Annotated in this window: 11 protein-coding genes; 6 read left to right on the top strand and 5 right to left on the bottom strand. The window is 70.4% G+C overall.

The annotated features are described in order from the left end of the window. Positions 1-390 precede the first annotated feature (390 nt). Positions 391-1515, bottom strand: a complete 1125-nt coding sequence (locus tag OU416_RS17605) for a mandelate racemase/muconate lactonizing enzyme family protein (RefSeq protein WP_270928071.1) — start codon at positions 1513-1515, stop codon at positions 391-393. A 192-nt stretch (positions 1516-1707) separates the two neighbouring features. Between OU416_RS17605 and OU416_RS17600 the strand changes: the two genes are divergently transcribed. Then, positions 1708-2349 (top strand): DedA family protein, encoded by a 642-nt coding sequence (locus tag OU416_RS17600; RefSeq protein WP_270928250.1) that lies wholly within the window; start codon positions 1708-1710, stop codon positions 2347-2349. 154 nt (positions 2350-2503) lie between these two features. Here OU416_RS17600 and leuA read toward each other — a convergent pair whose 3' ends face one another. Further along, on the bottom strand, positions 2504-4297 hold the full coding sequence (leuA, locus tag OU416_RS17595) for a 2-isopropylmalate synthase (RefSeq protein WP_270928070.1): 1794 nt from the start codon (positions 4295-4297) through the stop codon (positions 2504-2506). Between the two features lie 247 nt (positions 4298-4544). On the opposite strand from leuA, the gene OU416_RS17590 reads away from it, so the two are divergent. The 3 genes from OU416_RS17590 to OU416_RS17580 all read left to right on the top strand — a co-directional run bounded on the left by OU416_RS17590 (position 4545) and on the right by OU416_RS17580 (position 7262). Beyond that, positions 4545-4826, top strand: coding sequence for a hypothetical protein (locus OU416_RS17590; protein ID WP_270928069.1), 282 nt, complete (start codon positions 4545-4547; stop codon positions 4824-4826). Between the two features lie 27 nt (positions 4827-4853). Beyond that, positions 4854-5216 carry a hypothetical protein gene (locus OU416_RS17585; RefSeq protein WP_270928068.1) on the top strand — a complete coding sequence of 121 codons (363 nt, stop codon included), beginning with the start codon at positions 4854-4856 and terminating at the stop codon, positions 5214-5216. Positions 5217-5429: 213 nt separating this feature from the next. Then, on the top strand, positions 5430-7262 hold the full coding sequence (locus tag OU416_RS17580; RefSeq protein ID WP_270928067.1) for an FUSC family protein: 1833 nt from the start codon (positions 5430-5432) through the stop codon (positions 7260-7262). A gap of 122 nt (positions 7263-7384) precedes the next feature. On the opposite strand, the gene OU416_RS17575 is transcribed toward OU416_RS17580, so the two are convergent. Further along, positions 7385-8056 (bottom strand): L-2-amino-thiazoline-4-carboxylic acid hydrolase, encoded by a 672-nt coding sequence (locus tag OU416_RS17575; protein ID WP_270928066.1) that lies wholly within the window; start codon positions 8054-8056, stop codon positions 7385-7387. Between the two features lie 624 nt (positions 8057-8680). Here OU416_RS17575 and OU416_RS17570 point away from each other — a divergent pair. Next, the gene (locus OU416_RS17570; RefSeq protein WP_270928065.1) at positions 8681-9781 is read left to right on the top strand and encodes a hypothetical protein; all 1101 of its coding nucleotides are present in this window, start codon (positions 8681-8683) and stop codon (positions 9779-9781) included. A 15-nt stretch (positions 9782-9796) separates the two neighbouring features. Here OU416_RS17570 and OU416_RS17565 read toward each other — a convergent pair whose 3' ends face one another. Together OU416_RS17565 and OU416_RS17560 are read right to left on the bottom strand one after the other, a co-directional pair. Beyond that, complete coding sequence (locus OU416_RS17565; protein ID WP_270928064.1) at positions 9797-10945, bottom strand: aminotransferase class V-fold PLP-dependent enzyme; 1149 nt, start codon at positions 10943-10945, stop codon at positions 9797-9799. 93 nt (positions 10946-11038) lie between these two features. Next, positions 11039-12028 carry a LacI family DNA-binding transcriptional regulator gene (locus OU416_RS17560; protein WP_270928063.1) on the bottom strand — a complete coding sequence of 330 codons (990 nt, stop codon included), beginning with the start codon at positions 12026-12028 and terminating at the stop codon, positions 11039-11041. Positions 12029-12107: 79 nt separating this feature from the next. Here OU416_RS17560 and OU416_RS17555 point away from each other — a divergent pair, with 79 nt between their 5' ends. After that, positions 12108-13424: an NCS2 family permease gene (locus OU416_RS17555; RefSeq protein ID WP_270928062.1), complete on the top strand. Its 1317-nt coding sequence runs from the start codon at positions 12108-12110 to the stop codon at positions 13422-13424. The last annotated feature ends 8 nt before the right edge of the window (positions 13425-13432 follow it).

The following is a 13432-nucleotide window of genomic DNA, read 5'->3' as shown; positions in this document are numbered from 1 at the left end:
GTCGACAACGCGGCCAATTTCAGGCGAAATCGCTACCCCCACGAGGCGGCCACCTACCGCTTTGAACCCAGACCCAGCCCGTCCCCGACCGGCTCCGTCACCACCCCAAACCGGCCGCGCCATCCGCCGATCAGGTGCGGTTGGCGCCGGTGCCCGAGCACACCGCAGACCCCGGAAACAGAGGGAGGGCCGGTCCCCGACGTTGTTCCCCCGCCCCTCCGGCCCGTCCCCCTGACCCCGTTCCCCAGGGGCGTCGCTTGGCATCCCGCGACGTAACGCCATGCTGCCGAACGGACGGCGCGCGCAGTACCGTCTTTGGTCGAGTGTGTTGGCCGGACTGGACGCTGATTCCGGTGGTCACCGACTACGACCGCAGTATGACCCGCCTGCTCAGGGCCCCGGCTCGAACTCCTCGCCCGACGTCTGGTGCAGCTCCGCGTAGCGGGCCAGGCGGTCGCGGTCCAGCTCGACCCCGATGCCCGGTGCGTCCGGGACCCGCAGCCTGCCGTTGCGGTGCGGCAGCGGGCCGCCGACGAGCACGTCGTCGGACAGCAGCGCGCGGTAGGACTGGTTGGCGTGGTCGAAGCCCGGGGTGGCCGCGATCAGGTGCGCCGCCGCGCAGGTGGCCACGCCGAGCTCGCCGAGGCTGTGCTTGATGACCGGGATGCCCGCCGCCTGGCAGATGCCCGCCGAGCGCTTCAGGTTCAGCAGCCCGCCGTCCAGCGCGTTGTCCGCCGAGATCGCGTCGGCCGCGCCGTGCCGGATCACCTCCAGCTGCTGGGCGCGGCACAGCGGGCCGGCGAGCAGCGGAGTGCCGGTGTGCGCGCGGAGCCGGGCCATCTCCGGGATGTTGCGGGCGGGCACCGGTTGCCCGGCGAACTCGATGCCGTAGGGCACCAAGGCGCGCAACGCCCGCAACGCCGTCGCGGGTGACCAGGCTTCGCCCGCGTCGATGCGGATCGACCGGCCGGGTCCGATGCCGTCCCGGACGGCCGCGATCCGCTCCACGTCGGTGTCGAGATCGGCGCCGACCCGCACGTGGAAGCTCTCGGACCCGGCAGCGGCGCCCTGCGCGGCCAGGTCCCGCATCCGGTCGGGCGGGCCGGGCGGGATCTGGTGCAGGTATTCGACCTCCTCGCGCAGCGCGCCGCCGAAGAGGTTGACCAGCGGTTGGCCGCAGGCCTTGCCGACGATGTCCCAGCAGGCCATGTCGATGGCGGCCAGCGCTGGGCTGGTGGTGCCCACCGCGTGCCAGGTGCCGACGACCTCGCCGAGCCGCGCGATGCGCTCGGTGCGGAACGGGTCCTCGCCGATGGCGAAGCGCTCGACCGAGCGCAGCACGGCCAGCACGATGTCCGCCGACGGGTGCGCCGGAGCCTCGCCGATGCCGGTGATCCCCTCGTCGGTGTCGATCTCGATCAGCACGCTGACCAGCCCGCGCCGTCCCGGCGGCCACTGCTCCGCGTCGCGGAACGGCACGACGACCGGTATGTGCCGAATGCCGATGATGCGCAAAATGCCCTCCCCCTGCGGACATTCGCGAGCGGGTGCTCGATGTGGCTACGGTCACACCCGATGCGCGACCGCGCCAGAGATGTGCGCGGTATTCGGGTTCCCGGCGACGGCACCTGCTGCGGATACGTACTCTGGCCGGTGGCCGGTCGCAGCCTCGACGACCGAGCGGAACCCGACCCGGAACGGACCTCGATGATCGAACTGCTGGAATCGGTCCCGCCAGGGGTGATCTACCTCGTCGTGGGGTTGATCATCGGCCTGGAGAGCGTGGGGATCCCGCTTCCCGGCGAGATCATGCTGGTCAGCGCGGGTGTGGCCGCGTCGCAGGGCATCGTCAACCCGATCGTGCTCGGCATCGTCGCGGCGAGCGGGGCGATCATCGGCGATTCGATCGGCTACGCGGTCGGCAAGCGCTACGGGCGGAACCTGCTGGGCTGGCTCGGGCGCAAGCTGCCGAAGCACTTCGGGCCGAAGCCGGTGCGGCAGGCCGAGCGGATGTTCGACCGCTGGGGCGCCTGGGCGGTGTTCGGCGGGCGGTTCGTCGCGCTGCTGCGCATCCTGGCCGGCCCGCTGGCCGGCATCCTCGGCATGCAGTACCGCAAGTTCCTGATCGCGAACGCGACCGGCGGCATCGCCTGGGCGGGCACGGTGACCACCCTGGCGTACGTGTTCGGCCTGGTCGCGGGACAGTGGTTCCACCGGTTCTCCTGGATCGCCCTGCTGGTCACGGTGGTGATCGGCTGGCTGATCGTGCGCGTGGTGCGCCGCCGCGCGGAGAAGGCGGACGAAGCCGAGGAGCAGGAGCAGACCGACTCCGACGCGAAGGTTCCGTGACCAGTCATCACCGCTGGTAGAAGGCCGGGCCGAGTGGTCCGTCCCCAACTTTCCCCAAGTTGTCCACAGCCTGTGCACAGTTCTCCACAGGCCTGTGGACAAACGAACGGCCTGCGCACCCCGGGGTGCGCAGGCCGTTCGCTTTCGCCGTCGGTCAGCGGTTCGCGCGGTTCACCGCGGATACCACCGCCCGCAGCATCGCGGTGATCGTCGAGGTGTCCACGCCGACGCCCCAGAAGATCTTGTCGCCCACCGCGCACTCCAGGTACGCCGCGGCCCGGGCGTCGTCCCCGGCGGTCAGCGCGTGCTCGTTGTAGTCCATGACCCGCACGTCGTAGCCGATGCTGCTCAGCGCGTCCACGAACGCCGAGACCGGGCCGTTGCCCGCGCCGGTGATCTCCTGCTCCTCACCGTCCACGACCACGGTCGCGGTGATGGTCTCGTTGCCGTTCTCCCCGGCGACCCGCTGCCGCACCAGCTTCACCGGCGCGGTGGCGTCCAGGTACTCCGCGGCGAACGCGTCCCACATCTCGGTCGGGCTGACCTCGCCGCCCGCGGAGTCGGTGCGCGCCTGCACCACCTTGGAGAACTCGATCTGCAGCTTGCGCGGCAGGTCCAGCTGGTGCTCGGTCTTCATGATGTAGGCGACGCCGCCCTTGCCGGACTGCGAGTTGACCCGGATGACCGCCTCGTAGGTGCGGCCCACGTCCTTCGGGTCGATCGGCAGGTACGGGACCTCCCACGGGTGGTCGTCCACCGAGGTGCCTGCCTTGGCGGCCTCGTCGCGCAGCGCGTCCAGGCCCTTGTTGATGGCGTCCTGGTGGCTGCCGGAGAAGGCGGTGTAGACCAGCTCGCCGCCCCACGGGTGCCGCTCGTGCACCGGCAGCTGGTTGCAGTGCTCGACGGTGCGCTTGATGAAGTCGATGTCGGAGAAGTCGATCTGCGGGTCGATGCCCTGGCTGAACAGGTTCATGCCCAGCGCCACCAGGTCGACGTTGCCGGTGCGCTCGCCGTTGCCGAACAGGCAGCCCTCGATGCGGTCCGCCCCGGCCTGGTAGCCCAGCTCGGCGGCGGCGATGCCGGTGCCGCGGTCGTTGTGCGGGTGCAGCGACAGGATCACCGAGTCGCGGCGGGCCAGGTTGCGGTGCATCCACTCGATGGAGTCGGCGTAGACGTTGGGCGTGGCCATCTCGACGGTCGCGGGCAGGTTCAGGATCACCGGCCGCTCCGGGGTGGGCTGCCAGATCTCGGTGACCGCGTCGCACACCTCGGCGGCGTAGGACAGCTCGGTGCCGGTGTAGGACTCCGGCGAGTACTGGAAGCGGAAGTCGGTGTCGGAGTACTTGCCCGCCAGCTCCAGCGTCATCTCAGCGGCCGAGGTGGCGATCTTCTTGATGCCCTCGCGCTCCTCCCGGAACACCACGCGGCGCTGCAGGATCGAGGTCGAGTTGTAGATGTGCACGATCGCCTGCGGCGCGCCCTCCAGGGACTGGAAGGTGCGCTCGATCAGCTCCGGGCGGCACTGGGTGAGCACCTGGATGCGCACGTCCTCGGGGATCGCGCCGTCCTCGATGATCTCCCGGACGAAGTCGAAGTCGGTCTGGCTGGCCGCCGGGAAGCCGACCTCGATCTCCTTGAAGCCCATCTGCACCAGCAGGTCGAACATGCGGCGCTTGCGGGCGGGCGACATCGGGTCGATCAGCGCCTGGTTGCCGTCGCGCAGGTCGACGGCGCACCACAGCGGAGCCCGGGTGATCCGGTTGTCCGGCCAGGTCCGATCCGGCAGCGACACGTTCTCGACCAGCTGGTGGAACGGGCGGTAGCGGTGGTGCGGCATCGAGCTGCCCTGCTGCGGGTTCCACGGCTGCTGGTCGGCGGGCGCGGGACGGGACGGCTTGCGCACCCGGTCGGCGAACGAGGCCTGCGGTTCGGGGGACGTGTTGCTCATGCGAGTGGATCTCCTGCACGGTTCGGGTCTGGACCGACGACCGGCGCGTTCGAACCCCGCGACGAGGGGCCGGTCGGTCAGACCCCGTCGCGGCGGCGAAGCAGGAGAACGCGAGCCACGGACCCAGGCTAAACCCATGGGCCGCCCACCATGCAACCACCCTTTCCACATCGTGGGAGCGGTGCTGTCGGTGTGCTGCGCGCGAGCTGGCAGAGTGAGAGCGGACTCACGCGAAGGGAGCGGGTTGATGGCGGCGAAGAAGGGCAGCGGCGGGATCGCCGTGGTGTTCCAGGGCGCGGGCTTCCTGTTCGCCGCGGTGCTGGTGATGCACCTGCTGTTCATCCTGACCGGGTTCGCCGGCGACGGTCAGTTCGTCGGCTCGGTGGCGCAGGCGGCCGAGCCGCTGGCGCTGTTCTTCCCCGGGCTGCTGTCGGTGGACTTCCCGGTGCTCCAGGTGCTGCTCGACTACGGCCTGGCCGCGTGCTTCTGGGTGCTGGTGGGTGGACTGCTCGGCCGGGTCTTCGGCTGATCGCGTTCGCCGTGCCACACTGGGCTCGTGGCTGAAGAGGTCGGCTCCGGGGCGCACGAGGGCGGTGTGCGGCGCGCTGACGTCCGCCGGGCCTGGCACCGGGGGCTCGGAGTGCTCACCACGGTCGTCCGGTGGTTCGGCACGGCGGTCGCCGCACTGCTGGCGGTGCACGTGGTCCTGACGATCGGCAACGCCAACCCGGACAACGGCATCACCCGCTTCGTGGCGTCCTGGGCGGACTGGCTGGCGCTGGGTTTCCAGGACCTGTTCATGCCCGCGGATCCGAAGCTCGAGGTGCTGCTCAACTACGGTGCGGCGGCGCTGTTCTGGCTGATCATCACCTCTCTCGCGACGAGAATCCTGAGCACCCTCAACGGAAGGTCCATTTAGGACTTCCTCGTGAGCTGCCGAGGCCCGTTCGTCCTGCGGTGACGGGTGCGGGCTTCTGCGTTCGGGTGAACCTTCTCCTGACGGGTGTGATCGAGCCCGCGGTGTGACGCGGGTGTCGATCGGCGGTGCGCCGGCCCGCACCGAGTGACAATCGAACGCAGATCCCAGCCGCTCGGCGTGGAGCGCGTGTCCCCTCCTCCCGAAGGGCGGTGCGTGTTGACGAGCCGAGCGCTGCGCCACCTCCAGCTGCCGGACTGGTTGCTGCGGCAGCTGCGCCCGATGTCCATCCCCGCCGACTGGACGCGCATCTGCGCGGTCGGGCTGGGCATCGGCGTGCCGCAGCTGATCGGCCTGCTGACCGGCCGGATCGAGGAGGCGGTGCTCGCCTCGATCGGCGCGCTGTGCGCGAGCTTCTCGGACCTGACCGGCTCGTACCGGTACCGGCTGCGCCGGGTCGGAGTGGCCGCGGTCCTCGGCGCGCTCGGGTTCGCCGCCGGAGCCGCCGCACCCGGGCCGTGGTGGGCGGCCGCCGTCGTGCTCGCGGTGGCGGTGCCGTCGGTGCTGTCCAGCCGGATGGGCGACCTGTGGTCCTCGGGCGGCGCGCACATGCTGACGTTCTGCATCGTCGCGACCGGCGAGCAGTCGGCGAGCCTGCCGGCCGGCGAGCAGATCGCCTGGTTCGCGGCCGGCGAGCTGCTGCTGTTCGCGCTGGTCATGGCGACGTGGCCGTTCCGCGGCACGGCACCGGCGCGCAGCGCGGTCGCCGGGATCTTCGACGCGACGCTGCGCATGCTGGATGCCGAGACGCCGGTGGCCGCGCGCCAGGAGCTGACCAAGGCGCTGAACACCGCGCACGACGTGCTGGTCGGCGGCGGGTCGATGTCCCGCAGCCGGGTGCGCGACCGCCTCTACCTCGTCTACACCCACGCCACACCGATCGTGGAGGCCTCGGTCTCCCTGGCCCACGCAGGAGAACGCCCTCCACCGCGCGCCCGTGAAGCCTTGCGCACGCTGGCCCGCTGCATGCGCACCGGCGAGGTACCGCCGCCCTACTACCCGGGCACCGCCGCCTCACCGCTGGCGCAGGCCCTGGACCAAGGCATCGCCGAGCTGGTCAGTGCGTTCCGGATCGCGAAGCGCGCCGAGGTAGCCCGCGAGCACGAGCGCGTGCGCCTGACCTTCGGCCGCTCGACCTGGGCCCAAGTGCTGCGGATGGTGCTGTGCCTGGCGCTGGCCGAGGGGGTCGGCCTGCTCGCAGGCCTCGACCAGCCGTACTGGATCGCACTGACCGCCGCGCTGGTGCTCAAACCGAACTCAGGCTCGGTCTTCGCCCGCACCGTGCTGCGCGCCATCGGCACCGTCGCCGGTGTTCTGATCGCGTTGTTGCTGCTCTCCCTAGTACCTCCCGGTTGGTGGTCGTTGCCGTTCATCGTCGTGCTGGCCGCCAAGCTGCCGGTCGCGATCGACCGCCACTACGGCCTGTTCAGCGCGGTCGTGACGGCTCTGGTCCTGCTGCAGATGAACCAGAGCGCGGAGTTCCACGCCGCGGCCCGCCTCATCGACACCCTCGTCGGGTGCGCGATCGTGCTGGCCGTCGGTTTCCTGCTCCGCCCGCTGCACCGCGGGCCGGAGCTGGAGACCAGGTTCGCCGACGCCGTCGCGGCGGTGGCGGAGTACGTCTCCCAGTCGCTGGCCGGGGTGCGGCACGGGCGCCCCGCACTGCGCCGCCGCACCTACCGCCAGCTCGCCGACCTCCGCGGGGCTCTCCAGCAGCAGCTGATGAACCCCGCGACAGCACCGCAGGCCGAACGCTGGTGGCCGACGATCAGCGTGCTGGAGCGGGTGGTCGACGCGGCCACCGAGAAGGCGGTCCGCGACAACCCCCACGACCTCCAGCAGGCCCAGCGCCTGGTGTCGACCATGCGCACCACCACCCGCCAGCTCCGCTCCACCGAAGTGCGCCCGGCCCGACTGCACGACGAGCTGGAGCGGATCTACGCGGGCGTGGCCGCACCGTGCGCACCCGGCGCGCCGGGTGGGGGATAGGTCCTGCACGCCGGGTGCGACTTCGACGATGCCGGATGGGGACGGCCGCGGGGATCGGCCATTCGGCCAGCGTTCAGACTTCTCGGATCGTCTTGCAGGCCAAGGTTTTCCGGCCTTTCGGCTTAGCTCTCCCGGATGAAGTGGAAGGGGCAGTGCGTCCCGCCGAGCGCTATCGTGGAGGCACGTTCGAAGCGGAAGCCGTGCACCGCTGGATCGACGGCCCCGATCCAGCTCTGGTCGAAGGAGCAGAGCACCGGCCCCAGTTCGGACGCGGAGTTCTCGGCGAGAACCTCCTGGTAGAGGCACCGGTGCACGTCCTGGTGGAAGTGCCGGTCGTCGTCCGCGGCGTGCCGGAACTCGAAACCCGCACCGTAGTACTGCTTTTCGCGGGCGCGTGCCACGTCGACCATGGCCCGGAACGGGTCTTCGGCGGCGTCCAGCATCGCCCGGGTCGCCTCGCGAACGGCGGGGCCGAACGGTTCGACGAAGGCTCGCCGGACCGCGTCGGCAGCGGCCGTCGAACCGAGCGGCGGCCGGAGCGATTCGAAAGCGGCGACCAGCGCCAACGTCAGCCGGAGGTGCTGGCGGGCCAGGTCGTCGACGGCAGAAGGGAGATTGATGACCAGTAGTTCCGCGTGCCGTTCCCGCACGGCGTCGAGCAGGTCAGCGGGCAAGCCGTGCGCGGTGAGCGTTGCGCCGAGGTGCTCGAAGAAACCGTCGAGCAGCAGCGCGGTGTCCCGTTCCGGGTCTGGCGAGCAGTTCTCGGAGGTGAGGTCGAAGGGGTCGGTGTCCATGTCGTCCTTCCGATCGGCTCGATCGGGAACGGACGCAGCACTGCCTGGTGGCAAGCCGGCCGTACCCGCACGAGCGAGTACGCCGACGCGCTCCACCGACCAACCAGGCGCCGACGAACTACAACTGAATCTGACCAACCCACTATCGCACCGAACCCGCCCCACCGTCCGGCCTTTCCGCCGGAAGAGCACCGAGCGATTTCCGCCGTAACGTCTCAGCGGGACGAAGGCTCTTGGTAGGCACAGGCCATGAGTTTTCGGACCTCGGGGCGTCGGCTCCTGCTGGGTGAGCACTCGTTCCGCGTCTTGGTCGAACTTCCCGGCGAAGTCGAGGTCGAGCGCTTTCGCGACGCGTGTACCGGTCGCCGATGGGCTACCCGCGAAGTCGGCCACGCCGACCTCGGTGGGGAGTCACCGCTCGTGGAAGTCGAGCTTTCCGCGGTCGGGATGCGGGATTCGGCGCGCGATATCGCGATCCGACGGGTCCGGAGCGTGCTCGCATCGGTTGGTGTGCGAGGACGCCCGATCGCGATCGACGAACCCGACACCGGTATCGACCTCCGGTCGGCCGATCGGGCTTGGACGGTGCGGCGTGATGGGCGTGCTCGGCGTCCGGGGACGACGGTGCTCGCGACTGTTGACCAGGCCGAGGTGGATCGTCACTACCGCCTCGCGAAGCGGGTGTGGTCGCTTTCCTACGCTCCGCAACAGCGGCCCCGGGTGTTCCGCAAGACCTTGGGCGTCGACGAGGCCTTCGCGGTGGGCATCATGGCCGTGACGGTGGCGCCTTTCGTCCTGCTGGCGCTGGGGAACTTGATGCCCCGGTCCGGGTTGCCGCAGGTATCGGTGGGCTGGCTGTGGCCTGGTGGGATGTACGCCGCGGCTTTGGCGGTCGTGCCGTGGCTGGCCGGTCGTGTCGTCGACGTCGTGGCGCAGCGGACGGATCGCCGGTTGTGGTGGCGGTTGCACGGGATTCTCGAACCAGCGGGTTTCGCCTCGTTGTACGTGGTGAGCGGCATGCTCGGCTTCATCGGCATGTCTGCCCTGGTCGAGTGGCTCACCGCCTTCCTCCTGCCCGTCGCAGCCGTGGTGATGGCCTTGCTCTGCGGCTTCTTCGGTGCGGTCGCGCTGCGGTCGGTCAGCAACGAGTCGTTGCGGCGGTTCTTGGGCTGGATCATCCCGCTGGGGTTGACCGCGTTGATCCCGTTCGCGGGGGATCACCTGCTGTCGGTCTACCTGCTTTCGTTCGGCTTGGCGCCGACGGACGTCAAGGTCGGGTTGTCGGACATGGTGCTCTCCGGTGCGGTGGGCGTGGGGTTGCTGCTGCTGGCGATGGTGTTCGTGGTCGCGGCCTGGGGCGTGGTGCGACGGATGGGAGCTTCCGCCGCGAGTACGGCACCGTTCGCGGTGGCTCTGCTCCTATCCGTCGCGCTGCTGGTTCCGTACGCCGGAATCCAGGCGTACCTGCTCCCGCTGAACCGCGCTGCGGACCGCCTGCCGTGGTTCGGCGTAGCTCCCACCTCGGTCTGCATCCACCCGGTGGAGCGGGACAAGCCCGTTCCCTTCGAAGGAACGCCGCCGCCTTTCGACCGGCCGGTCGTGGTTCTGGGGCACGCCGATGGCCGCTATGCGTTGTGGGATCCGCAGGTGCGGCTCCCGAGCAAGGTCATCTCCAGCGCGGTCTCGCTGGTTCCTGGCACCAGCTGTCGCGGAACGGGAGCGTGAGCGGACCAGCGGGCATCAGGCGATGGCGTGGAGGGCAGCGTGGAGCTGCTCGGCTGCTTCCCATGCGTCGACGTAGCGCAGCCAGGACGGCGCGAAGTGCAGGCGCAGCAGGTCGGGGGCCGGGTTCTCCACGACGATGTCGCGGTCGAACAGGGCGTTCGCGACCTGCTGGGCCCGCTCGTGGCGGAGCACGACCTGGGCGCCGGTCGGGCCCTGCGGCCGGAGCACCTCGATCCTGGTGTCCGCGCAGTTGCTGTCGAGGCGGTCCAGGAACAGCTGCACCAGGCTCGCCGTCTTCGCGGCCAGCTCCTCCACGGCGATGCCCGCCAGGAGGGACAGGCCGGTGCGCAGTTCGGACACCGACAACGTCGATGCCGAGCCGGTGAAGCCGTCCGCCAGCGGGTGCAGCACGCCGGCGGTCGTGCACACCGGGAAGGCGCGGCGGTGACGGGTGGCGACGAACGAGTAGGCCGGTGCTCCGGCGCCGCCGCCGAGGTACTTGTGGCCGCAGCCGATGGCGAAGTCCGCCTGCCAGCCGTGCAGGTCCACGTGCAGCGCACCGGCCGAGTGGCTCAGGTCCCACAGCGCCAGCGCGCCGCGGCGGTGGATTTCGGCGGTGATGGCGGCGGAATCGCGCACTGCGCCCGTCCGCAGGTCGGTGTGCGACAGCGCCACGACCGCCACTTCGTCGGACGGGAGCGCGGCGAGCTCGGACACGTCGTTGAACAGGTGCAGGCGGCCACCGATGAAGTCGGCCGCGGACTGCGCGAGGAAGCGGTCCGCGGCGAAGCAGTCCCGGCCCACGGCCAGGATCGGCCGGCCGGGGCGCAGCCGGGAGGCCGCGAGCAGCGCTTTGAACAGGTTGATCGACGTCGATTCGCCGACGGTGAGTTCCTTCGGAGCAGCACCGATCAGCGGGGCGAGCGCGATGGCGGCGAGGCGGGCTTCCCGCCGCCACTCGGATTCACCGAGCGGCCGGCCGGTGTGCGGTCCGTGCCGGTGCATGACGAACCGGCGCAGCCGGGCCGGGGTGGTGCGCAGCGGTCCGCCGCTGTCGCCGTCGAGCCGGATCAGGCCGGGCGGCAGGTCGTAGCGGACGCGCAGATCGGCGAGCGCGTCGACGTGGTCGAGCGCTTCGGCGACGGATCTGGTGCTGGTCCACACGTGTGAATTCTTACCTCATCGCCGCACGCAATGTAACGACGGAGGCTGCTGAATCCCGAACTTCAGGTGAATTCGCCCCTTGCGTTCGGCGGATCAACGTGGCATTGCGGTCGTTTTCCCGATGACCAGCTGCACCGGTACCGATCGATGCCTCGGTTCGGGCGATCGACCGTCGACGGTGGCGAGCACCATCTCCACGGCCGCCGAGCCGGCTTCTTCGGCCGGGACGTGCAGCGCGGTCGCTTCCGGAACCGCCAGGCCGAGACCGGCGAGGTTGTCCGCGCAGCAGACGCTCAACGCCTCCGGCACCTGGACGCCCAACTGCGCCAAGCGGTACAGCAGACCGAGGAAGAGCGCGCTGTTGTACGCGACCGCCGCGGTGCAATCGCTGGCCAGCAGTTCGTCGACGATGTCGCTGCCGGCTTCGAAAGTCGGTGGCAGCGGGCCGAAGGCGACGACCTCGTGGGCCAGTCCGCGCTGCAAGCCCTCCAATCGCCGCGGATCGGCCCACGATCCGCGCGGTCCACCGAGGTAGGCGATCCGCCGGTGCCCGAGCTCGGCCAGGTGCGCGCCCAGTTCGCCCAGCCCGCCCGGGGTGTCGACGACCACCGACGGCACTCCGCGCACTCGCCGGTCGACCAGCACCATGGGCACGTCCAGCGAGGTGAACAGCGAGCTCGCGCCGCGCGGTGCGATCGCGAGGAAGCCGTCCACCCGGTCGCGCAGCCGGTCGATCAGCAGCCGTTCGCGCTCCGGTGATTCTTCGGTGACCACGACCAGCAGGTCGTTGCCGGATCCTTCGGCGGCGCGCTGGGCACCGGCGATGATCGGTGCGTAGAAGGGGTTCGTCAGGTCCGGCACCAGCAGTGCGAGCAGTCGGCTCCGGCCGGTCGCCAGGGCCTGGGCCGACGGGTGGTAGCGGAAGCCGAGCTCGATCGCGGCGTCCCGGACCCGCTGCCGGGTGCGCTCGGCGACCATCTCCGGCCGCACCAGCGCGCGCGACGCGGTCGCCACCGACACCCCGGCCTTGCGGGCCACGTCGGCCAGCCGCGCCATCGAGTCCTCCCTCACGTCGTTTGACACCTTCATACCGTGCTGCTTAACCTCCCTGCAATCGCTTGCACTGCAAGCGCTTGCAATCCTCACCAGGGAGTCACGGCCGATGGTCGATGTGAAGCAGGCGCGGCTGGACCGCTGGTTCGGGCTGGCCGAGCGGGGCAGCACGGTGCGCGCCGAACTGCTGGCCGGGTTGAGCATGTTCTTCGCCTCGGCCTACGCGGTCGTGGTGATCCCCGGCATGCTCGCCAAGGCCGGGGTGCCGCACGAGGCGGCCACCACCGGCACGATCCTGACGATCGTGCTGGCCACGGCCGCGGTCGGTTTCTTCGCGAACATGCCGTTCGTGCTCGCACCGGGCCTGGGCGGCACCGCGCTGGTCGCCGCCACGCTGATCCAGCAGGAGCACGTGCCCTACCCGGTGGCGATGGGCATGGTGTTCTGGTCCGGCGTGGCGATCCTCGTGCTGTCGCTGCTCGGACTGCGCGGCCTGCTCGCCAAGGTCATCCCGGACAACATCCGCAAGGCCATCGGCACCGCGATCGGCCTGTTCATCGTCTACGTCGGCTTCAAGCTCTCCGGCATGCTCGAACCGACCAAGAGCGGCCTGGAGATCGGCGACCTCGGTTCGGCGGAGGTGCTGCTCGCGCTGGGCGGCATCGTGCTGGTCGCGGCGTTGCAGGCGCGCAAGGTGCCCGGCGCGTTCGTGATCGGCATCGTGGCGCTCACCGTCATCGGCATCCCGCTGGGCGTCACGGAGCTGCCGGACCACTGGTTCCAGGCCCCGGCCGGGATCGGCCCGGTCGCCTTCGACATCGATCTCTGGGGTGCGCTGCGACCGGAGTACCTGCAGTACCTGTTCGCGTTCTTCGCCTCGGAGCTGTTCTCCGCGACGGGCGTGGTGCTCGCGGTCACCGAGCGGATCGGGCTGACCGAGCGCGCCGGGCAGAAGTCCGACATCAACCGGACGTTCCTGGTCGACTCGCTGGCCATCACCGGTGGTTCGCTGGTCGGCGCCCCGTCGGTCACGACCTACGCCGAGTCAGCGGCCGGGTCCGACGCGGGCGGGCGCACCGGGCTGACGTCGCTGACCACCGCCGGGCTGTTCCTGGTGCTGCTGCTGTTGACGCCGTTCGCCACCATGATCCCGTCGGCGGCGACCGCGCCGGTGCTGGTGGTGGTCGGGCTGGGCATGATGCGCGGTTTCCAGAAGGTCGACCTGAGCGACCTGACCGAGGCGGTCCCGGCGACGCTGCTGGTGGCGGGCACGATCTTCTGGGGCAACTTCGGCAACGGCATCGCCGCGGCGCTGACCGCCTACGTGCTGATCAAGGTGGTGGCCGGCCGGTTCCGGGACATCCACCTGGGCATGTGGGTCCTGCTGCCGTTCCTGGTGTTCTTCTTCGCGACCAACGCCCACTGACCGGAGGG

This window comes from Saccharopolyspora indica (assembly GCF_027853965.1).
Taxonomy (GTDB): domain Bacteria; phylum Actinomycetota; class Actinomycetes; order Mycobacteriales; family Pseudonocardiaceae; genus Saccharopolyspora; species Saccharopolyspora indica.
The sequence above is the reverse complement of the archived record's forward strand: the minus strand, read 5'-3'. Positions and strand labels throughout refer to the sequence as shown.